The organism is uncultured Aquimarina sp. (genome assembly GCF_947500065.1).
GTDB lineage: Bacteria > Bacteroidota > Bacteroidia > Flavobacteriales > Flavobacteriaceae > Aquimarina.
On the sequence record NZ_CANMQT010000008.1, the window covers coordinates 21,851 to 42,883 of the forward strand.

Here is a 21,033-nt window from a genome sequence, read left to right on the forward strand (position 1 = left end):
AAATTAATTAGGAATTATTACTTGAGATTGATCTCCGGTACTGGTGTCCAAAATATTAATCACCAACCCTTCTCCTGAAGGAAAAATCTCTATAAACAATGTTCCGAAACTAAAGGTACCTTCTGTAAGACCTTCTTGTCCGAATTGTTCGTTAAATAAAGTTCTGGATATTTGGCTTAACAACTGGTTATTAAGGCTTTCAGTAAATCGCTCCAATTCTGATCTGTCATCAGCATTTGGATCATTATCATCTGTAAAGGTGTTTTGAGATTCTGCAGAACTCAGTAACCATTGGTAATTAAAGGTATCACCTCCAAAAGCTGGATTTTTTGGCCTATATACTAAATCTTGTCCAAAGCTATATTGATAAGCCGAGAAGATAAGTATAACGGTAATTATGATTGACTTCATTTTTTTTAGAATAAGTAATTAATACTGAAAAATATCTCTCTTTTGTTTCTTTAGGTCTTTAAAATATTTATAAACTCTACGTATTGCATTTTTGGACATTTGCTCTAAATATTCGATATCTGGTTTTCCCAGGAATTCAAGTATGACCTTATCTTCAATTTTAACCTGAATAATAGTACTTCTACCAAAACTTAGTTTTTCATAAACTCCGACTATTTTAGAACCGTTTATTCTATTTAGTGTATACAAATTATAAAAAAACTCGTAAAAATCTTTTCCTGGTTTTGTCTTTGTTTCCTCAATAACAATACCTTTAAGCTCTATACCATCATCTTCAGCATATTCTTCTTCTTCTTTCTTAACTATTACTTCATTAAAAGCAATTCGATCTTTACCTACGATCGTTTCTTCTTCATAAACCAATAAAAGGATTACAATTTTATCACTTTCATCGATTCCAACTGATGTTGTAGCAATGTTTTTTTGTTCATTAGCTTCTAATGTAAATCTACCTTCTTGATTGTTTTTTGTAACATTATTATCAGAATCAGTTCTAAAAACCGAAAATGTATACTTTAAACTTTTATAGACTTCTGTAGAATTTGCAGCTTCTGCACTGACAGATACTATATCATCAATTCTTTCTGTTTTAATTTTAGCAACAACCTCAATATTTGTAAACTGACCATTCGAAAGTTGAAAAATTAAAAGAAATAATATGATCAGTTTAAAATTCATAAAGCAACAAGAAAACTTTATTAAAAACTTCTAACAATAATTGTGCGAGCGTTTCCGGTCATTTTAAACTTTAAGTTCTTAGACAACTCATTACTTCCAAATCGTTCAAAAGAAAGATTATCTCCTTCCTGAAAGATTTCTAAATTCGTTGAAATATCTGGATTGAAAGAGAAATCAGTAACGGTATTATTATTACCATTCTGGGTAATAAATTTTTCTATTTCCTTAGATGTCTCATTTATATCAATCAGATTTTGTTCTCCATTCTGATTTAAACGAATATCTGATGATTGCGCTGTAATATTAGAGAATATCTGATTACCTGTACCTACCTGTTGAATAAACACTGCATTATTTCCCGCCATATTTTCTCTGGCGACCTGTACAGAAGTATTACGCTGCAATTGATTAAGTGTAATGAATCGTTCTTGACTTTCTACCAATACTCCATCCTGATTTTCATCATTTTGAGCATATGTATTTCCAAAAAATAATAAACTACATACTACAATGCAAAGTGTGATATATTTTTTCATAGGTAAAAGGTTTTAAAAGTAGTAAAAGAGCTACACTAACTTTGCGCTAGCGTAACTCTTTTCAAATATATTAAATTTATCTCCTAAAGCTCTCCTGAACCTGTCTGAGTTACAACAGCTGCATTACCTGTTCCACTTTGAAGAATGATGCTACTATGAGACTCTCCAGTTTGAGTTACAAAAGTAGTATTACCCTGACCAAACTGAGTATCTTGTGCAAAGTTAGAATCACCTACTTGGAATATATCACTGATGTTTCCAGCTCCATTCTGAAGAGAAATTGCCATATTTTCATCTCCAATTTGTCCTTGAAGGGCTACATTATTTTCTCCAAAAATACCGAAATCACCTTCCTGAGATGCAGTAGCAACATTTCCATTACCTAACTGAAATTGTTGTGTTTGATTTTCTCCACCAAAAAACGCTAAGTTCTGAGTTGCAGAAGCAGAGTTACCATCACCTAACTGAGTTTGTACAATAATGTTGTTATCTTCCTCGTGCTGAGCATAAGCCTCATTCTCGTCTCCAGACTGAAACTGATCTACAATACCACCTCTAGAATCAAAAGCACTACTTCCTTGAAGAGAAGTAGCAATGTTACCTCCACCATTTTGTGATTGAATCAATAGGTTGTTAGATCCCCACTGCTCACCAGTACCAAGATTAGCTTCACCAGTTTGTCTTTGATCAGCCGTGTTAACATCTCCAACCTGTGCCATTGATGCAGTATTGAAAGAACCGTCCTGAATAATTAAACTAAAGTTTTCTTCACCACCTTGAGAAGTTGTAGCTGTATTAGCATCTCCAAACTGACCTTGACCAGCATAATTGAAAGACCCATTTCCAAAGAAACCAGCTCCCTCTTGTGAGATTGTAGCGGTATTACCGTTACCCTCTTGAAGTTGCTCAGAAAGGTTATCTCCACCGAAATTCAATAGGTTTTGAGTCGCAGAAGCAGAATTCCCATTTCCTACTTGCACCTGATACACTTCATTTCTATCTTCCTCGTGTTGAGCAAAAGCATTATTCTTATCTCCTGTTTGCATTTGAGTAACAGTTCCATTCCTAGAAGCAAATGCCTCGCTACCTTGAATAGCCTCTGCATTATTCCCTGATCCTAACTGTGTAGTTGTATTAGTGTTTGCTAAACCTACCTGTGTGATATTTGCTCCATTCATATCACCAGATTGATCAACGCTACTAACATTCGACTGTGCAACCATCACTGACGCGCTTAATAAAGTTGCTAGACTAAAAATTACTTTTTTCATACGTAAAATATATTTAATTTGATTAATAATTCAATTTTTCAAACACTATTTAGGGCGTAGCAAGGAGTGATAGATAAATACATCTAACGCTCTATTTTTAAAAAAATCTGGGGGAAAGTGATCAAGCAAAAAAACCTAAGAGTCATTACTCAACAAGGCAAATTTATGAAAACATTAAGGGTATTTTTACAAATTCCGCAACAATTCGATAAAATGCATTACGGAAAACCCATAAAAATGGGAATTTTCTATGGTTTTGTCAAGGGTTTAACAGATATTAATTTTTTGTTAAAAATAAAACAAAAAACACACTTGGTCAGTAAATTCTTACCTATCTAGTAAAAAGAAGCTCTCTATATTTAGTTAAAGGCCATAATTCATCATCAACTAGCAACTCTAATTTGTCGCAACTATATCGAATTTGATCAAATAATGGCTTTACTTTATTACAATAATCAGCTGCCTTTTTTTCTATATTTTCTAATTTATTTGCTTTCCTGCGCTCTGCGGTCATTTCATTTACTTTGGTGTTTATTTTACCAATGTGTTCTGAAATCTCTTCGATAATCTCCATTTGTTCTTTTGCATACTTCTTAAAATCCTTCTCGTATAGATTTTTTAACCCAGAAACATTACTAATTAACATATTCTGGTATTTGATAGCGGTCGGTATCACATGATTTCTAGCAATATCACCTAGTACTCGACCTTCAATCTGAATGCGCATCACATACTCTTCTATTTCGATTTCATAGCGTGCTTCAGCTTCAACCTTATTCATTACTTTCATTTCTTCAAAAAGATCCAGCGTTTTTTTAGAAACTTTAGCTTTTAAGGCTTCAGGTGTAGTTTTATTATTACTTAAACCACGTTTTTTTGCTTCCTTTTCCCATTCCTGACCATAACCGTTTCCTTCGAAAAGAATATTCTTAGATTTTTTAATATATTCCCTTAATACATTAAAAATAGCCTCGTCTTTCTTTAAGCTCTTCTTATCGATTAATTTATCGACTTCTTTCTTGAATTCTACAAGCTGCTTTGCCACTATAGTATTTAGGATCGTCATTGGATTCGCACAATTCGCCTTAGAACCAACAGCCCTGAATTCGAACTTATTACCTGTAAATGCGAATGGGGATGTTCTGTTGCGGTCTGTATTATCTAATAAAATCTCAGGAATCTTACCTACTACATTAAGTTTTAGATCCGTTTTTTCCTTTGGAGACAATTTTCCGTCGGTAACCCCTTCTAATTCTTTAAGCACTGATGTAAGCTGTTCTCCAATAAACACAGACATAATAGCAGGAGGAGCTTCATTAGCACCAAGACGATGATCATTACTTGCTGAAGCAATACCAGCTCTCATCAACTCTTCGTGCTCATTAATAGCTTTAATAGTATTTATAAAAAAAGTTAAAAACTGAAGATTACTCATAGGAGTTTTACCAGGTCCTAATAAGTTTACACCTGTATTAGTACTTAACGACCAATTATTATGTTTACCAGATCCATTGACTCCTGCAAATGGTTTTTCATGCAATAATACTTTCAGATTATGTCTGGACGCCACTTTTTCCATAATATCCATCAATAAGGAATTATGATCCACTGCTAAATTTGTTTCTTCATAAATAGGCGCTAACTCGAATTGATTCGGTGCTACCTCATTATGACGAGTTTTTACTGGTATCCCAAGCAACATGCACTCTACCTCTAAATCCATCATAAAAGCCAAAGCTCTGTTAGGAATACTTCCAAAATAATGATCATCCAGTTGTTGCCCTTTTGCTGAAGAATGCCCTAACAATGTTCTACCAGTCATTACAAGATCTGGTCTAGATTCTACAAGTGCTCTATCTATTAAAAAATATTCCTGCTCCCAACCGAGAGAAGCATTTACTTTTTTTACATTTTTATCAAAATATTTAGCAATAGCTGTTGCCGCGGTATCGACCGCATGTAATGCTCGTAACAAAGGAGTTTTATAATCCAAAGCTTCGCCTGTATACGCTACAAAAACGGTTGGTATACATAAAGTCGTTCCATAGATAAATGCAGGAGAAGTTGGATCCCAAGCAGTATATCCTCTAGCCTCAAATGTATTACGAATTCCTCCATGAGGAAAAGAAGAAGCGTCCGGTTCCTGCTGCACTAATTGCCCTCCTCCGAACTTCTCTATACCTTTACCATCGCCAATAGTTTCAAAAAAAGCATCATGTTTTTCTGCTGTAGCACCAGTAAGTGGCTGAAACCAATGCGTATAATGCGTAACTCCTTTAGACAAAGACCAATCCTTCATAGAAGAAGCTATTTGATCCGCAATTCGTCTATCAATCTTAGTTCCATGGTCAATTGCGTCCATCACACTATCATAAGCATCTCTAGTTAAATACTGAAGCATGGTAGCTTGATTGAAAACATTTTCTCCAAAAAGTACTGATCTACGTTCCGTTTCCGTAACCGTCACAGAACTACGATTTAAGGTTTCTTTTAGGGCTTGAAATCTAAGTGTTGACATAATTAAGCGAATTTTTTACAAATATAAAGGAAGTTTTTATTGATAATATCAAAAAAATGCTCTTTAAAAATTAAAAATAAATCAAAATACCCTATAAAAAAGTAGGGTGTTGATAAAAATTAATAACTAAATCACATTTCACCCCCTATTTTTTTTCGGTTATCACAAAATAAAACTAATTTTGAAACCTTTAAGAGTTCAATTTATAAAGTGTTAATTATGAGTAAAGCTAAATTAGAATACATTTGGTTAGATGGTTATAAGCCAACTGCTAATCTAAGAAGTAAAACAAAAGTTGAGGATGATTTTAGTGGAAAACTCGAGGATTGTCCCGTATGGTCTTTTGACGGAAGTTCTACAAGACAAGCAGAAGGAGGTTCTTCTGACTGTTTATTAAAACCTGTTGCTATTTATCCTGATCCTACAAGAAGAAATGGATACTTGGTAATGACAGAAGTTTTGAATGCTGATGGAACTCCTCATGAATCTAATGCAAGAGCAACAATAGATGATGATGGCGATTTCTGGTTTGGTTTCGAGCAAGAATACTTTATTATGGATAGAAACACTCAGTTACCTTTAGGGTTTCCTGTTGGTGGATATCCTGGACCACAAGGAATGTACTACTGCTCTGTTGGTGGAAGAAACACACATGGTAGAGATTTTGTAGAAGAGCATGCTGATCTATGTATTGATGCTGGACTTAATTTTGAAGGTATTAACCAAGAAGTAGCAAGTGGACAATGGGAATTTCAATTATTCTCTAAAGGTGCCAAAAAAGCTGGTGATGAAATATGGGTTGCTAGATATTTACTAGATAGACTTACAGAAAAATACGGATACTATATTGAATATCATCCAAAACCAGTAAAAGGAGATTGGAATGGTTCTGGTATGCACGCAAACTTCTCTAACGAAGTACTAAGAACCTGTGGATCTAAAGAAGTTTATGAAACTATCTGCGAAGCATTTAGACCAGTGACTAAAGAGCACATCGCTGTTTATGGTGAATTTAATGACCAAAGATTAACAGGAGAGCACGAAACACAATCTATCAATGAATTCTCTTTTGGAGTATCAGATAGAGGAGCATCTATAAGAATCCCTATTATCACCGTAGAAAACGGATGGAAAGGATGGTTAGAAGATCGTCGTCCTGCTTCTAATGGAGATCCTTATAAAATTGCTGCAAGAATTGTAAAAACCGTTAAAACTGCTGATATCTCAGCCGTTACAGTATAATGCTTTAGCAAGTAACTAAACTAGTTAAACGCAAAAAGCCTCCAGAATAATTATTCTGGAGGCTTTTTTTTATTCATTCCACATCTTTTTATAATCCAAGCTGCTCTCTAAATTTTATCGATTGTCTTCTTGATATCTCTACTTCTTCACCAGTATCAAGATTCACTTTTAGTTTTCCATTAAACCAAGGAGTCACCTGCTTAATAGTATTTAAGTTAATAATCTGCTGTCTATTTGCCCTAAAAAAAGTTTCCACAGGAAGTTTTTGTTCTATTTGATTCAAGGATCTATAGACCAATGGTTTTTCTTTATCAAAATACACTCTTGTATAATTGCCAACAATTTCAAAAAGTCTAATATCAGCTATTGTAACTAGCCAGCATTTCTCTCCTTCTTTTATAAAAATTTGACTAGTCTCTGATAATTCTTCTTTAGATTTCGCTTCTTTCTTATCGGCTATTTCTATCTGTAATTTTTCTATAGTTTTAGAAAATCTATCTTGATTAATAGGCTTCAGCAAATAATCAAAAGCATTATACTCAAACGATTTAATTGCATATTCATCATAAGCTGTAGTAAAAACAACTAATGGAACCTGATCTAACATTTCTAATAGATCAAATCCATTTTTACCAGGCATATTAATATCAAGAAACAGAATATCAGGATTAACATCATTAACAAGAGTAAATGCTTGATCCACATTTTCAGCTTCTCCAAGAACTTCAATATCTGGATAATCTTTAAGAAGCTCTTTAAGTTCCTGTCGTGCTAAACGAGAATCTTCGACTATTACAGCAGTATTATTCATGTAAAGGAATTTTAATTAAAGCCACAACCTCATTGCCTACTTCAGTTAAACTAAAAAATGAGCTCTTTCCATACAACAATCGTAACCGTTCCTGTATATTTTGTAATCCAATTTTTGTTGATGAACCATGATCTTTCAACTTCCCTGTATTATTAACCCCTATACTCAATAAAAGATCTTGCTTAAAAATCTTAAGAAACACTTCTCCTCCATCTACCTGATCAGAAATACCATGTTTTATTGCATTCTCTACCAACATTTGTATCAACATAGGTGGGATTTTTATATCTAAAAGCCCGTCTTCTATTTCTTCTTTATATTGTAAACGTTTTTCGAATTGAATTTTCGATAATTCTATATAATTCCTAACCATTTCAATCTCTTCGTGTAGAGATATTACATCCACTTTATTACTATTAAGTGAATACCTCAACAACTCAGATAATTTAGTAATCATATCTCGTGATTTATGAACATCTTCGAGCATTAAACCTCTAATATTATTAAGACTATTAAACATGAAATGAGGGTTAATCTGTCCCTTTAATGTATTTAACTGAGATTCTTTTAAGGTAGTTTTTAGCTTTAAGCGTTCTACTTTATTTTTTTGTGATTTCCAGATGGATTTAACAGAAAGGTACAATACCAGCCACAAAAACAGCAAAAGCGACATGTTTACAAAAGTACTGACATAGTTAATTAATGACCGAGAAGGCATTCCCTTTCCTTCTATAGTTAAATACAAAAGCTGAGCTACTACTTCTGTACATACGGTCATTAGAATACCAACTACTAAAAAGACAATAATTGTTCTAACAATTGTTTTAGAAGTTATACTATCAAAAGAAATCCTATTCCTTATAAGAAACCGGAGAATTGTAGAAAACAAAATTCCAGTTATTACAAAAAGAATTCCTTCTGCTATTACATATTCTGCTGATATAGATTTTATATATACAATTTTAGAATATGCATTTAAACCACCAGGAAGTCCCCAACCAATAAGTTGCAACACCCAGAACCAACTTCTTTTTGAAATTTTAAATGTACTCACTAAAAAGGTTTTTCAATTACTACTAGATAAACAATTAATACCCTAAGATAAAACTAAAATCGTTTAAGAATCCAATCACTAACTAATTTCATAGCTTCTGGATTAAATGTTTCTTCTATAGTCCCATATTCAGTACCAGCTCCGGTATCAGCTGTTTGAAAAAGATGGTTTAATCCTTCTATTTCTTTTACAGTATAATCTTTATTTCCTGCTTTCTCCAACCCTTTTTTAAACCCACCTAAATTAAGTTCTGGTAACACCTGAGAATCTTTACTTCCATTAATTGCAAGCACCGGAACACTTACTTTAGATAAGAATTGATCAGGATCAGTTCGTATAAAATATTGCATCCATGCACTTTCCGAAAAGACAGAAATTAATTGATCTAATGGTAATGTAAGAAAAAAAGTTTTTTTCTCTTCGCTTAAAGTTTCGCTATATTTCTTTAACCTTTCCTTTGATTTTGCAACGATTGCTTCTTTACCGCTTTCTCGTTGAACAGTAGAAAACACAATATCTCTTGTTTTTCCATCTACCTCAATATATTCTTTTGAAGCCCCCAATAGCTCCAACGCTCTTTTAGCCTGAGAAATTAATACTTTCTTCCCTATTACTCCAGTACCTGCAAGAGAAACAATAAATGCCACATCTTTATTAGTTGATGCAATGATTGGCACAATAAATCCACCTTCACTATGTCCTATCAGACCAATCTTCTTTGTATCAATATCATTTCTTTTCTTTAAAAACTCTATGGCTGCTTCTACATCACTTGCAAAATCCAATGAAGTAGCTCCACTAAAAGTACCTTCACTCTCCCCAACTCCTCTTTCATCATATCGTAACACCGCGATTCCTTGTCTGGTTAAATAATCCGAAAGCACTAAAAAAGGTCTGTGATTTAGTAATTCCTCATTTCGATTCTGTGGACCAGATCCCGAAATCAAAATAACTACAGGTGGTTTTTTTATATCTTTAGGTAACGTAAGTGTTCCGGATAGTTTAATATCATCAGCCTTCTTATTTAAGAAAACAACATCTTCAGATATATACGGATATGGTTTTACTGGATCTTGAGGTCTCCTTTTTGGTTTTTCCAAGACTGTTTTTCCTTCAGTAAGGTTCAGAGAAATACTATTTCCTCCTTGCGTAAAAGTACCTTTAAAAACTTGATTTTCCAGCTTTCCTTTATAGGTAACCATCATTGCACCTATCTCGATAGTTAACAATTGATTTTCGAAGCTAACCTTATCCGCCGGAATATCGCGGTTCCCTTGACTTGGACTCCTTAGCACTGCAGTATACTCATCATTGCTCTTACTAATAGTAATCTCAACCGGTAATTCCGATCCAGAAACATTTAACACTCCATTCCAAGTACCTGCAATCTCTTGCGCACCAATAATCTGAGAAATCAATCCTAATATTATGGCGATAATAATTTTAATAATAGTAGTCATATGCTGTTGTTTTTTGATATACATCAAAGGTAACGGCATTCATCTATAGAATACACCAAAATATGACGAACGGTTTCTAACAAAGATTAATGGAATAATAATCTACTTTATAAATACTAAAGCGATAAAAATACAGTACCCAGCAAAAATCAAAAACCCCTTTGGTCTCCCTAAAACCATCTTTTTAGGAATAAAAGCCAAAGGCAATAAAATCATTGCAAAACCAAGCATCCAAAAGATATCTATATTCATTAATCTTGTATCTGTTACCGCTATAGGTTGAATCAAAGAAGTTACACCTAAAACAGATGCTATATTAAATATATTAGATCCTATAAGATTTCCTAAAGAAATCGCCTTTTCCTGTTTCAATGCTGCAATCACTGAAGCTGCCAATTCTGGCACACTAGTTCCTATTGCAACCATGGTAAGACCTATGACTGCCTCACTTACTCCCATTCTAGTAGCTATATCTTTTGCTCCTTCAACCAATAACTCTGAGCCAAAATACAGCGATAAACCACCTATCAACAACCAAATAATCATTTTAAAATTAGAAACCTTTCCTAGAGCATCATCCACTTCTTCAATCATTTTATCTGCATGTTTTCTTGCTCTTTTGATCAATAAAAACAAGTACACAAATAAAGAAACCAATAGCACACCTCCCTCGGTTCTTGTTAGTACTCCGTCATTATCCAGAAAAAAATATAATACCAAAGATAGAAGCATCATCACTGGCCAATTGAATTTATAAAAGTCTTTATCGATAGCTAAAGGCCCAATCAATGCAGTTATACCCAATACCAACCCAATGTTGGCTATATTAGAACCTATAATATTACTCAGAGAAAGATCCGCAGAACCACCTAATGCCGCTTGTAAACTCACTAATAGTTCTGGAGCAGAAGTAGCAAAGGACACTACAGTAAGGCCAATTACCATTTTTGACAACTTCAATCTAAAAGATAAAGCAACTGAAGAACGTACTAAAAACTCTCCTCCAACTACAAGAAGTACAAATCCAATAATTACAAAAATTATACTCTGAATCATAAGCCACTAATTTGTTTGCGAATATAGAATAAGTATATCATATGTCATGAATGTTACCATCATTTTTTGATGTCATTTGGTTTCAATTTTATTTTGAAAACTATAAAAATAGTTAATTAACTACAAAAATAGTTGTGAAACTAATTTCGTAGTTATATATTTGACCAACTTAATATTTAGTAATAATGGAAAAATTAACGAATAAAGAAGAAGAGATCATGCAAGCCTTGTGGAAATTGCAAAAAGCATTTGCAAAAGAAGTTCAGGCAGAATTAAATAACACCGTACATTATAACACCGTATCCACTATTATTAGAAATTTAGAAGATAAGGGATATATCGGCCATACTGCATACGGAAAAACCCATCAATACTTCCCTATTATCACCAAAGAAGCGTATAGAAGTAGTTTTGTTAGCAAGGCTATGACGCAATATTTTAATGATTCTTACAAAAATATGGTTTCTTTTTTCGCTAAAGAAGAAAAAATAACTGCAGAAGAGTTACGAGAAATTTTAGATGTAATCGAACAAAAAAAATAGTATCATGGAAGCATTTTTGATCTACTTACTTAAATCCAGCATAATACTTTCTTTATTCTATCTAGTATATTTTTTCCTACTAAGAAAAGACACATTCTTTACAGTAAACAGACATTTCTTATTAACAGGAATCCTAAGCGCCATACTACTCCCTTTTTTAGAATTTACTACTATAGAATTCATGGAACAACCTAGTTTTCAAATAGTAGAACATATTTCTTATCCCACCAAAAACACAGAAAATTTACCTGAACCAATACATTGGAGTCTCATCGCATTTAATATATATATTACTATAACTCTACTTTTACTAGGGCGTTTTGGGCTACAACTTTTATCCCTAAAAATGCTCTTTACAAAAAGTCAAAACAAACAAGATAAAGAGTTTTCATTTATAAAAACCTCCAAAGATATTGCTCCATTTTCATTTTTCAAATACATCATATTTAATCCTGCTTTGCACAATGCTACAGAACTTGAAATGATTCTGAAACACGAAAAAATACACGCTAAACAATATCACACTCTTGATCTATTAATTATGAATCTTTTTGTAATTTTTCAATGGGTCAATCCACTCTCTTGGTTTTATAAAAAAAGTTTACAACAAAACCTGGAATTCATTGCTGATCAAGAAGCAATCCGTGATCTACCATCCAAAAAAGAATACCAGCTTACATTAGTAAAAGTATCATCAAATAATTATTCTACAATCACGAATAATTTTTATCAATCATTAATCAAAAAGCGAATCGTTATGTTAAACAAAAAACAGTCTAATTATCAAAATTTATGGAAAGCAGCAATCATATTACCTCTTCTAAGTGTCTTTTTATGGAGTTTTAACACCAAAACTGAAATACAGTATATCCCTAGTAAAACTCAGGAACATTCAGATATATCCAACAAGTACCCAGAAAAAACAACCTCTAATGACTCAAGAGACAAGACATTTCCCAGTAAAAAAGAAAGTTCAGATAAGATTGCTGAACCTTCTTTCCCTTCTAAAAAAGAACCTTCAACAGTAAACAAACAACAGAACGTAACTACTCAGGAGCCAACCTCTAAATTTCCTGTGAATACTAAAAAAGATGACAAAGAAGAAGTTATCATTAAATCACAAAATATTGAGGCTAAAAAAAATACGGTTGAGTTCATCATTAACAAAAACTCTACAAAAGAAGACCTAGATAGAGTTAAACGAATTTTTAAAAATGAGTATGACGTAGAAATTGCATTTAGCAACATTAGCAGAAATCAAGCCGATGAGATTACTGGGATCAGCGTTGAAATGTCTGCTAAAAAGAGTAATGCTAATTTTTCTATAGAAAATGAAACGCCGATTAAACCTTTCGTAGTTTCTTATGATAGTAAAAAAGAAAAAATTAGAATTGGGCAATCTGGGAACTCTAGCAAGAATGTATGGATTAGTAAATCCAAGCATGGTAAACATAAAGATGGGCATATTATAGAAATTGATGCCGATGATGATGGGCAAAACATATTTATTGTTGATACTGACAAAAAACATAAAAGAAAAATAATCAGAAAAAAAGGTAGTAAAAACAAGTTCACAATAAAAAGTGATTCTAATGATGATGAACATATATTCATAAATTCTAACGATCACGAAACAATTTTTGATTTTAGCGGTGATTCAGATAAAGAACCTTTATTTTTTATAGACGGAAAAAAAGCCAGCAAGAAAGATGTTAAAAAGCTAAAGTCTGATGAAATACATAGCATTGATGTTTCTAAAGGCAAAGCTGGTACCAAGAAATATGGAAAGAAAGCAAAGGATGGCGTTATTAATATCACAACAAAAAAGGGCGCCAAAAAGGGAACAGGTTTCAATTTTAAAATGGATAAAAATGATATCCACATCGGCACATCAAACAGTAACGAAATAAGACCACTAATATTTATTGATGGAAAAAAAGCTGATTATGCAAAATTCCAAAAAATCAATCAAGATCAAATCGAATCTGTCAATATTTATAAATCAACAAAAGCAATAACAAAATTTGGTTCTGAAGGAGAAAATGGAGTTGTAGAAGTCATTTTAAAAAAATAAACGAATACATCAATAATAAGCATACTCAAAAAACTCGCAATAATCCGCGAGTTTTTTTTATTCTTATTATCCTAATCGATAACACTTTTCAATTAGTATTATTAATAAAAAAATATAAATTCATTGTACTTAATATCAATTAATTACCTCTACCCAAAACTATCTAATTATAATTAAATCAAGACTAACCAATAAGGTTTGAAGAATTCTTACCTCTTAAAAAAAACAACTAAAAAAACAGTTACTTCAACTAGAAAAACAGTTACTTCAACTAAAAAAACAGTTGTATAACTGCTTTTTTAGTTATACATTTGCTTCATAGTTAAAACTTTTACTCATGGAAAAGCTAACAAACAAAGAAGAAGAAATAATAAGAATTATGTGGAAGCTTGGTAAAGCTTTCGCAAAAGAAATAAAAGCAGAACTAAACAATTCTGCACATTACAACACAATATCAACAGTTCTTCGAAACCTTGAAGACAAAGGATATATAGGACATAAAGCCTTTGGAAAAACTCATCAATATTATCCTATTATAACCAAAGAGGAATACCGAAACCAATATGTAAGTAAAACTATTAAGGAATACTTTAACAACTCTTATACAAATATGCTTTCCTTTTTTGCAAAAGAAGAAAAAGTAACCAAAGAAGAATTAAAAGAAATTCTTGAGATTATTGAAAAAAAGAAATAAGTTATGGAGTTTTTCATCCCCTACCTTCTTAAATCAAGTGCAATTCTAGCGTTATTCTATTTGATACATTTTTTCTTCCTTAGAAAGGATACTTTTTTTAACCTCAATAGACATTTCTTTTTAGTAGGAATTATCTGCTCTATTTTTTTACCCTTTATTACAATCAAAACAACTACTGAGATAGAAACCCCAATGCAACAGGAAGTATATCATACTAAATCTCAGGCTTTTTCAAATACCCCTCTTTTTTCTAGTGAATTACCTTTAGAGATGCCCACAACAGAAAAAAAATGGAACTGGACATATATTATCATAGTTTTTTATACAATGGGAGTGATACTTTTTTTAAGCTGGATTCTTTGGCAATTATTCACTATAAAGAGTCTTATCAATAAAGGAATAAATACCAAAAAGAAGGGCTACAAACAAATACACATTGAGGATAAAATTGCTCCTTTTTCTTTTAACAAAAGTATTGTAATCAATCCATCCTTGCATTCCGACTACGAATTAGACATGATCATCAAACACGAAGAAGTTCATGTTTACCAAAGGCATACATATGATATTATTAGTATTACTATTCTATGTGCTTTTCAATGGATAAATCCTTTTATATGGATGTATAAAAAAGCGTTGCAACAAAACCTTGAATATATTGCGGATCGCGAAACTATTTCGAAAACTGAATCTGCCAAAAATTATCAATTAGCATTGATTAATGTTTCATTGAATCAACCTATATCTATTACAAATAATTTTTATCAATCATTTATCAAAAAACGCATTCTGATGTTAAACATCGATCAATCTAATAAATGGAAACAACTAAAAATATTTATTATTCTTCCGCTTCTAAGCTTATTTATATGGAGTTTTAATATTAAAGAAGAAATCAAGTATATCACAACAACAATATCTTTGGAAAAAGAGATTCCTTCGACTAACCTTGATTCATTAGAAAAAAATGAAAAAGAGCCACTTCTTATTAAACAAAATAAGGAGAATACAATTCCAGTATTAAAAACACCTAAAAGCAAACAAATTCTCAAAAAACCTAATCTTACAAATAAAAAAGAAGCAGAAAAAGAAAAATTCTCTACGAAAAACATCCCTAATCGAATAGATAAATTCAGGATTAGCAACACTGCTTCTAAAAAAGAAATAATTGCTTTAAAAAAGAAGTTAAAAAAAGAATTCAAAACAGACCTTATTATAAACACCTTAGAACACTATGACGGATTTATATCCAAAATCAACCTTACTTTCGAAGATGAGTTTGGTAATACTGGTGGTATTGCAGATGAAGATAATGATAGTCCCATCCAGCATTTAGTATTAGTGAGAGAAACAAATAACCAAGGAGGTGTTAAAATATTTAAATTTCACACGGAATATATTCAATTTGGCTACGAGAACAACAAACGACGAAGCAAAGAAATAAATGATATCTACGAATTAGGCAGAGAACCTAGCTATATGATTAATGATACCATTTATAAAAAATCAGATCTGATAGGAAAATCTTTTATAACCAATATTGGATTAGAAATAATTCCTCAATATGATGCGTATAAAAAATATGGAGAGATTGCTACGGATGGACTTATCATTATTAAAAATGCTTTACCGTTTCCAAATGAGGAATTATTTATAAAAAAGTTCCAAGACATTCTAGGCAAGAAAGATATTAATATGACCGCAATCGAGATAAGCAAAAAGAAACTACCCAAATTATCATCTATAACTTATTACAAAGGAGATAGCTACCTTATAACCGCCAACAATTACAAATTCAATAAATTGCTCAAAAAGCATGGGCTTTCCAATATAAAAGGAAATCCCGAGAAAGATCCAATAATTATTATAGATAATATAGCTATAACCTACAGAGAACTCAGACAAAAAGATTTTGATACTTTTAAAGATATCACAAAACTAACTCCAAAAGAATCAGTAACTAAATATGGTGATTTCGGAGAAAATGGAGCTGTAATTATTACCACCAAATAATTTCTAACCGATTTTCAAAAACATCAATAAGCATGCATGTAGTAAGAAATCTAAAAATTATTAATGGTATTATTTCTGGAGACGAAATAATTCTCAAGGAATTTTACAAGAAAAATCTTCCTCACGTAAGAAAGTATATCATCCTTAATTCGGGTTCTGAAGGAGATGTGGAAGATATTTTTCAGGATGCGCTTATAATAGTTTATCAAAAATTAAAATCAAATTCATTAAACATAGACACTTCCATACAAGCTTACTTTCTTGGGACTTGTAAAAACATATGGAGAAGTCATCTTCGAAAAAGTCAAAAAATAACTTATGATGAATCTCTAACTCTTAAAGCAAAAGAAGAAAATATAATTACCAATAAAATTGAAGAAATAGAAAAAGAGCATTTATATCGTAAGTATTTCTATAAACTTAGCAACTCATCAAAGCAAGTCTTAAAACTATTTTTTGAAGGAAAAAGTATGAAAGAAATTGCATCTATAACGGGATACTCCGAAGGGTATACAAGAAAAAAGAAATTTGAAGCTAAAAAAACTTTAATGAAAATGATTGAAAATGATCCTATCCATAATGAATTAAAGGAGAGATCAGAAAAAAAATCATCAAAAGAGAATATTTTTGACCTAAGGAATCTTGGTGATATACTACTTACAAGATAAAATACATTTTACATGTTTTTTCTTATTTTAGCACTATGCAAACACAGCTTTTTATCTTTCTGGCAAAACTAAACAAACTACTACTCCCTAGTTTCACAAAAAAACGTTTAGATCTTAGTAAGGCAACTAAACTACAAATGTTAATTTTTGGTTGGAGACTATATGTTACGAAAAGAGCTTTGGGATAATATATTTCTTATAAATTCTTAGCAAAGAAACGATGTAAATCTGCAACATCTTCACCATTTTTTCGTATTTGAGTTATAATTTATTATCAAAAAACCGAAAAATAATATGTAGTATGAAAAAATGGATCATTCTAGGAATGAGTGTACTAGGTATACTCTCCTTAACAGCATTTTCTTCTGGATCAAATACGAATCTAATTCAGAAAACATCTCAACCGAATGAGATTATAGCAACCATAAATAAAAACACCACTGAAAAAGAACTTGAAGACCTTAAGACGTTCTTCTCTGAAAATGGTATTGAATTAATTATTGACAAAATAGAATTCAATAAGCAAAATGAGATTACCAGTTTGAGTATTATTCTTAAAAAAGGAAACTCTAAAAGTAAATATTCGTCATCTTCTTCCGAGCCTATATCAGATGTAGAACTTGGATTTAAAAATGGCAATCTATACATTACTAATTCAGGCATGTTTGATATTACTTCGTGGAAAAATCAGATTGGCTTTAATAATCACAGTTTTGATATGGATAGCATCTTAAAAAATCAGAATTTTAGATTTAACTTCGATTTTGACCAAGAAGGAGATTCTATATTTTTTAATGGAAAGCATTTTGACATCAGTAAATTAAAGGATCAAATAAAAAATTCATTTGAATTTGATGAGGATGAAAGCGGAAATTTCATTTTTAACGGTCAACAGTTTCCTTCTTATTTTGGTAAGTCGAAGAAATATAGCTTCGTTGATGATCCGGATATTGAGAAATTAATTATTATTGACGGAAAAGAATCCGACTTTAAAACACTTGATGAATTAGCCAAAGCGGATCAATTAGAAGACGTTGATTTCTTAAAAGCAACAACAGCAATAAGCATATATGGTGACAAAGCAAAAGATGGAGCCATCATTGCTACTACCAAGAAGTAAGATCATTTAAAAAATATTCACTGTCATTTTTGAGCGTAGTCGAGAAAATAAGAAGCTATGGTTTCCATAACATTTCGACTCCGCTCAATTTGATTTAAGAAAAAGTTTAAAAAAAGTCTCCCCGATTTTTACATTAGTATTTTACTAAGGACGCTGCAGTTGTAGTAAGTTTTTCTTTACCATTAAGGAAACCCAATTCCATAATAAAATTACACTGTACCACTATACCTCCTAACTCTTCTACTAATTCGCAAACAGCTTTTGCAGTACCTCCAGTAGCCAACACATCATCATGTATCAACACATGCTCTCCTGCTTTTATTGCATCTTTATGAATCTCCAAAACATCTTCTCCATACTCTAATCCATAACTTTTGGAATTTACTTCTGATGGTAATTTTCCTTTTTTACGAACAGGAATAAAGCCTGCTTCTAAGCGCTCAGCAATCATACCTCCAAGAATAAACCCTCTTGCTTCAATACCGATCACCTTATCAATTTTCATATCCATCGGACACAAGGCTGTTAATTGATCTGCACAATGCGTTAAAGCTTCAGGATTTCCTAAAAGTGGAGTAATATCTTTAAAAATAATTCCTGGCTTAGGAAAGTCAGGAATATCTCTTATCAATTTTTGTATGTTCATAGGCGCAAAATAATGAAAATCGAAAAAGAGTGCTAAAAAATCATGAAAACCGCCTTGAAATAAAAATTCTTCATCTAAAACCATCTTGAATTATTACAATAAACAACTAAAAACAAATAAAACAATTACATTTTAAAACACAAATTAAGCAAATAACATTTCATATTAAAACAAAAATCATCTTTAAGCTTACAAAAAATATGCGATTTCACAGATTTTAGTATAAATATTTTTCTAATAATAGCAGTCGATATATATTAAATGGACAAGAAATTGTCAAATCAACTTTCATTATAAAAGCGTAGAAATCATGTAATCAACAATGTAATATTATTAACTAAATAACTAATTAATAAAATTTAATACATCATTACTATGCTAACATATCTAGGAATTACAATGGTTCTACTTGGAACCGTCATATTTATTATCAAACCATTTTTTAAGGAATCAAAAACGCTACACAAGTTTACCCGACAGAGAAATGTTTTCATGATTATCATTGGACTCGTTATGAGTATTATCTCTGGAATATTCTTTTACGCAGAGCCAGGTACAGCTTATGCTGTTCAATATCCTTGGGGAAGTCAGAAAGCCGTTGTACATCAAGGAATCAATACTAAGATGTGGGGGCGATTGATACCTATTCAATTTGAATTACCCATTAAATATGTGATTCCTAATAAAAAGAATGAACTTGGTGAGCAAAGTAAATATGCTAACGTAGATATTGCAAAATATTGGGCGTTTAGCGATGCGGTAAAAGCAAGAATCGCAACTTCTGTAGTTATCAGTATCAATACAGCCGATGAAGATCAATTTTTATCTGTTGCTGATCGTAATAAAACAGAAAGAAACTTAATTCGTTCTAGGATCATTCCTAATATCGATCAATCGATTAAAAACACCTGTAAACTGATGGACGCTCAGGATTATATATCCGGACAAGCTTCTGATTTCGATAGATATTTCAAAGATCAGTTAGAAAACGGAATGTATGTACTAGAAGAGTATTTCGCTAGTGAAAGTCGCGAAATTATTGGAGACAGTTCTACAGTTAGAACAGTTGTAAATAAAGAATCAAAACAAAAGCGTTTTCGTATTCAATATAAAAACGGAGAACCTATTAGAGAAAGAGGAAACTCTCTATCGGGATATGGTCTTACAGTCGTGCAAGCAGTTGTAACAGAAATTGACTGGGAAACTACTTTTGATAAACGTTTACAGTTACAAAAAGAAGAGGTAGCGCAAACTCAATTAGAAAAACAACAAGCAGAACGCCAATTTTACCGTGCACAGAAAGAAACTGCAAAAGGTGAAGCTGAAAAAGCAACTGAACGTGCTAGATTAGAAAAAGAGCAAATTCAGAAAACGATTGAGGCAGAAACAAGAGCCAAAGTAGCAGAATTCAATCTTATTGAAGAACGTAAGAACTATGAAGTAGCACAGTTTAAAGCAAAAACTCAGAAAACAATGGCAGACGCTCAATCATATGAGAATGCAAAACTAGTAAACGCTGGACTTACACCTCAGGAACGCGCAGAATGGGAATTTAAAACCTCTGTAAATGTTGCTAAACAGCTTAAAGATCTTAAACTACCTGAGATTTATATTCAGGATGGAGGAAAACAAGGTTCTGACAGCAATTTACTTCAATCATTGATCGGAGCTGAACTAGCGAAAAAAATGATGTCACAAAAAACATCAAAAGAATAATAATCAGAAGAGCGGAATGAAAAGATTTCATTCCGCTCAGAATAATAGATTCATTGATAAATTAAAAACATTACATGATGAGAGAACATATAAAAATATACACCGGAACATCCATTCTAATCAATAGATTAGCCTTTTTATTAAACGAAATAAGCATCCCTTCTGTAATTAGGGATCATCCGGAATCAGGTAGATTAGCTGGTTTTGGAACTTTGGGGTATTCATCGGAACTTTTTATTTTAAATTCTGATATTGAAAAAGCTAGCGGGATAATTAAAAAATTTAAAAAAGAAATCTCAAAATAGTTTTATATTTTCCGAAATACTCATATATTTGCACCCGCAAAAAAGGCCTCGTAGCATAACTGAATAGTGCACTTGATTACGGCTCAAGAGGTTGCAGGTTTGAATCCTGCCGAGGTCACTTCCTAAAAACGCAATAAACTTATAATTAGTTTATTGCG

20 protein-coding genes and 1 tRNA gene are annotated in these 21,033 nt (G+C 32.0%); 11 read left to right on the top strand and 10 right to left on the bottom strand.

Annotated elements, in window-relative coordinates:
• Window positions 1-3 precede the first annotated feature (3 nt).
• The 5 genes from Q0975_RS20295 to Q0975_RS20315 form a co-directional block, all read right to left on the bottom strand.
• Entirely contained in the window at window positions 4-411 is a 408-nt protein-coding gene (locus Q0975_RS20295; RefSeq protein WP_299440056.1) for a curli production assembly/transport component CsgF, read from the bottom strand.
• A gap of 18 nt (window positions 412-429) precedes the next feature.
• Window positions 430-1,149, bottom strand: coding sequence for a CsgE family curli-type amyloid fiber assembly protein (locus Q0975_RS20300; RefSeq protein ID WP_299440058.1), 720 nt, complete (start codon window positions 1,147-1,149; stop codon window positions 430-432).
• A gap of 20 nt (window positions 1,150-1,169) precedes the next feature.
• Window positions 1,170-1,685: a hypothetical protein gene (locus Q0975_RS20305; protein ID WP_299440060.1), complete on the bottom strand. Its 516-nt coding sequence runs from the start codon at window positions 1,683-1,685 to the stop codon at window positions 1,170-1,172.
• Window positions 1,686-1,768: 83 nt separating this feature from the next.
• The gene (locus Q0975_RS20310) at window positions 1,769-2,956 is read right to left on the bottom strand and encodes a hypothetical protein (protein WP_299440062.1); all 1,188 of its coding nucleotides are present in this window, start codon (window positions 2,954-2,956) and stop codon (window positions 1,769-1,771) included.
• A 331-nt stretch (window positions 2,957-3,287) separates the two neighbouring features.
• A complete protein-coding gene (locus tag Q0975_RS20315; RefSeq protein ID WP_299440064.1) occupies window positions 3,288-5,474 on the bottom strand; it encodes a glutamine synthetase III in 2,187 nt (728 codons plus the stop codon).
• A 219-nt stretch (window positions 5,475-5,693) separates the two neighbouring features.
• Between Q0975_RS20315 and Q0975_RS20320 the strand changes: the two genes are divergently transcribed.
• Window positions 5,694-6,716: a glutamine synthetase beta-grasp domain-containing protein gene (locus Q0975_RS20320; protein WP_299440066.1), complete on the top strand. Its 1,023-nt coding sequence runs from the start codon at window positions 5,694-5,696 to the stop codon at window positions 6,714-6,716.
• Window positions 6,717-6,804: 88 nt separating this feature from the next.
• Here the strand turns inward: Q0975_RS20320 and Q0975_RS20325 are convergent, their stop codons facing one another.
• The 4 genes from Q0975_RS20325 to Q0975_RS20340 form a co-directional block, all read right to left on the bottom strand.
• Window positions 6,805-7,527: a LytTR family DNA-binding domain-containing protein gene (locus tag Q0975_RS20325; protein ID WP_299440068.1), complete on the bottom strand. Its 723-nt coding sequence runs from the start codon at window positions 7,525-7,527 to the stop codon at window positions 6,805-6,807.
• A complete protein-coding gene (locus Q0975_RS20330) occupies window positions 7,520-8,581 on the bottom strand; it encodes a histidine kinase (RefSeq protein ID WP_299440070.1) in 1,062 nt (353 codons plus the stop codon). The genes Q0975_RS20325 and Q0975_RS20330 overlap by 8 nt, the downstream gene beginning before the upstream one ends.
• 53 nt (window positions 8,582-8,634) lie before the next feature.
• Window positions 8,635-10,041, bottom strand: coding sequence for an alpha/beta fold hydrolase (locus Q0975_RS20335; RefSeq protein ID WP_299440072.1), 1,407 nt, complete (start codon window positions 10,039-10,041; stop codon window positions 8,635-8,637).
• A gap of 102 nt (window positions 10,042-10,143) precedes the next feature.
• Window positions 10,144-11,097 (bottom strand): calcium/sodium antiporter, encoded by a 954-nt coding sequence (locus Q0975_RS20340; protein WP_299440074.1) that lies wholly within the window; start codon window positions 11,095-11,097, stop codon window positions 10,144-10,146.
• Window positions 11,098-11,282: 185 nt separating this feature from the next.
• On the opposite strand from Q0975_RS20340, the gene Q0975_RS20345 reads away from it, so the two are divergent.
• From Q0975_RS20345 to Q0975_RS20375, 7 genes are all read left to right on the top strand, one after another.
• Entirely contained in the window at window positions 11,283-11,639 is a 357-nt protein-coding gene (locus Q0975_RS20345; RefSeq protein ID WP_299440076.1) for a BlaI/MecI/CopY family transcriptional regulator, read from the top strand.
• A gap of 4 nt (window positions 11,640-11,643) precedes the next feature.
• The gene (locus tag Q0975_RS20350) at window positions 11,644-13,713 is read left to right on the top strand and encodes a M56 family metallopeptidase (protein ID WP_299440078.1); all 2,070 of its coding nucleotides are present in this window, start codon (window positions 11,644-11,646) and stop codon (window positions 13,711-13,713) included.
• 337 nt (window positions 13,714-14,050) lie between these two features.
• Window positions 14,051-14,407, top strand: coding sequence for a BlaI/MecI/CopY family transcriptional regulator (locus tag Q0975_RS20355; protein ID WP_299440080.1), 357 nt, complete (start codon window positions 14,051-14,053; stop codon window positions 14,405-14,407).
• Between the two features lie 3 nt (window positions 14,408-14,410).
• Complete coding sequence (locus tag Q0975_RS20360) at window positions 14,411-16,420, top strand: M56 family metallopeptidase (protein ID WP_299440082.1); 2,010 nt, start codon at window positions 14,411-14,413, stop codon at window positions 16,418-16,420.
• A gap of 32 nt (window positions 16,421-16,452) precedes the next feature.
• Window positions 16,453-17,088, top strand: coding sequence for a sigma-70 family RNA polymerase sigma factor (locus Q0975_RS20365; protein WP_299440084.1), 636 nt, complete (start codon window positions 16,453-16,455; stop codon window positions 17,086-17,088).
• A gap of 35 nt (window positions 17,089-17,123) precedes the next feature.
• Entirely contained in the window at window positions 17,124-17,276 is a 153-nt protein-coding gene (locus Q0975_RS20370; protein WP_299440086.1) for an SsrA-binding protein, read from the top strand.
• 113 nt (window positions 17,277-17,389) lie between these two features.
• Window positions 17,390-18,208 carry a hypothetical protein gene (locus Q0975_RS20375; protein WP_299440088.1) on the top strand — a complete coding sequence of 273 codons (819 nt, stop codon included), beginning with the start codon at window positions 17,390-17,392 and terminating at the stop codon, window positions 18,206-18,208.
• Between the two features lie 133 nt (window positions 18,209-18,341).
• On the opposite strand, the gene Q0975_RS20380 is transcribed toward Q0975_RS20375, so the two are convergent.
• A complete protein-coding gene (locus Q0975_RS20380; RefSeq protein WP_299440389.1) occupies window positions 18,342-18,854 on the bottom strand; it encodes an adenine phosphoribosyltransferase in 513 nt (170 codons plus the stop codon).
• 375 nt (window positions 18,855-19,229) lie between these two features.
• On the opposite strand from Q0975_RS20380, the gene Q0975_RS20385 reads away from it, so the two are divergent.
• The 3 genes from Q0975_RS20385 (at window position 19,230) to Q0975_RS20395 (ending at window position 20,993) form a co-directional block, all read left to right on the top strand.
• Window positions 19,230-20,570, top strand: a complete 1,341-nt coding sequence (locus Q0975_RS20385) for an SPFH domain-containing protein (protein WP_299440090.1) — start codon at window positions 19,230-19,232, stop codon at window positions 20,568-20,570.
• A gap of 77 nt (window positions 20,571-20,647) precedes the next feature.
• Window positions 20,648-20,875, top strand: coding sequence for a DUF2007 domain-containing protein (locus tag Q0975_RS20390; protein WP_299440092.1), 228 nt, complete (start codon window positions 20,648-20,650; stop codon window positions 20,873-20,875).
• A 44-nt stretch (window positions 20,876-20,919) separates the two neighbouring features.
• Window positions 20,920-20,993 (top strand) — tRNA-Arg (locus Q0975_RS20395).
• Window positions 20,994-21,033: the final 40 nt, after the last annotated feature.

Bases quoted from the DNA above. Each gene is read 5' to 3' on its own strand.
- Q0975_RS20390 (WP_299440092.1), top strand. From the start codon at position 20,648: ATGAGAGAACATATAAAAATATACACCGGAACATCCATTCTAATCAAT.
- Q0975_RS20320 (WP_299440066.1), top strand. From the start codon at position 5,694: ATGAGTAAAGCTAAATTAGAATACATTTGGTTAGATGGTTATAAGCCA.
- Q0975_RS20360 (WP_299440082.1), top strand. From the start codon at position 14,411: ATGGAGTTTTTCATCCCCTACCTTCTTAAATCAAGTGCAATTCTAGCG.
- Q0975_RS20335 (WP_299440072.1), bottom strand. From the start codon at position 10,041: ATGACTACTATTATTAAAATTATTATCGCCATAATATTAGGATTGATT.
- Q0975_RS20310 (WP_299440062.1), bottom strand. From the start codon at position 2,956: ATGAAAAAAGTAATTTTTAGTCTAGCAACTTTATTAAGCGCGTCAGTG.
- Q0975_RS20300 (WP_299440058.1), bottom strand. From the start codon at position 1,149: ATGAATTTTAAACTGATCATATTATTTCTTTTAATTTTTCAACTTTCG.
- Q0975_RS20365 (WP_299440084.1), top strand. From the start codon at position 16,453: ATGCATGTAGTAAGAAATCTAAAAATTATTAATGGTATTATTTCTGGA.
- Q0975_RS20325 (WP_299440068.1), bottom strand. From the start codon at position 7,527: ATGAATAATACTGCTGTAATAGTCGAAGATTCTCGTTTAGCACGACAG.
- Q0975_RS20340 (WP_299440074.1), bottom strand. From the start codon at position 11,097: ATGATTCAGAGTATAATTTTTGTAATTATTGGATTTGTACTTCTTGTA.
- Q0975_RS20355 (WP_299440080.1), top strand. From the start codon at position 14,051: ATGGAAAAGCTAACAAACAAAGAAGAAGAAATAATAAGAATTATGTGG.
- Q0975_RS20385 (WP_299440090.1), top strand. From the start codon at position 19,230: ATGCTAACATATCTAGGAATTACAATGGTTCTACTTGGAACCGTCATA.
- Q0975_RS20345 (WP_299440076.1), top strand. From the start codon at position 11,283: ATGGAAAAATTAACGAATAAAGAAGAAGAGATCATGCAAGCCTTGTGG.
- Q0975_RS20315 (WP_299440064.1), bottom strand. From the start codon at position 5,474: ATGTCAACACTTAGATTTCAAGCCCTAAAAGAAACCTTAAATCGTAGT.
- Q0975_RS20370 (WP_299440086.1), top strand. From the start codon at position 17,124: ATGCAAACACAGCTTTTTATCTTTCTGGCAAAACTAAACAAACTACTA.
- Q0975_RS20380 (WP_299440389.1), bottom strand. From the start codon at position 18,854: ATGAACATACAAAAATTGATAAGAGATATTCCTGACTTTCCTAAGCCA.
- Q0975_RS20305 (WP_299440060.1), bottom strand. From the start codon at position 1,685: ATGAAAAAATATATCACACTTTGCATTGTAGTATGTAGTTTATTATTT.
- Q0975_RS20375 (WP_299440088.1), top strand. From the start codon at position 17,390: ATGAAAAAATGGATCATTCTAGGAATGAGTGTACTAGGTATACTCTCC.
- Q0975_RS20350 (WP_299440078.1), top strand. From the start codon at position 11,644: ATGGAAGCATTTTTGATCTACTTACTTAAATCCAGCATAATACTTTCT.
- Q0975_RS20295 (WP_299440056.1), bottom strand. From the start codon at position 411: ATGAAGTCAATCATAATTACCGTTATACTTATCTTCTCGGCTTATCAA.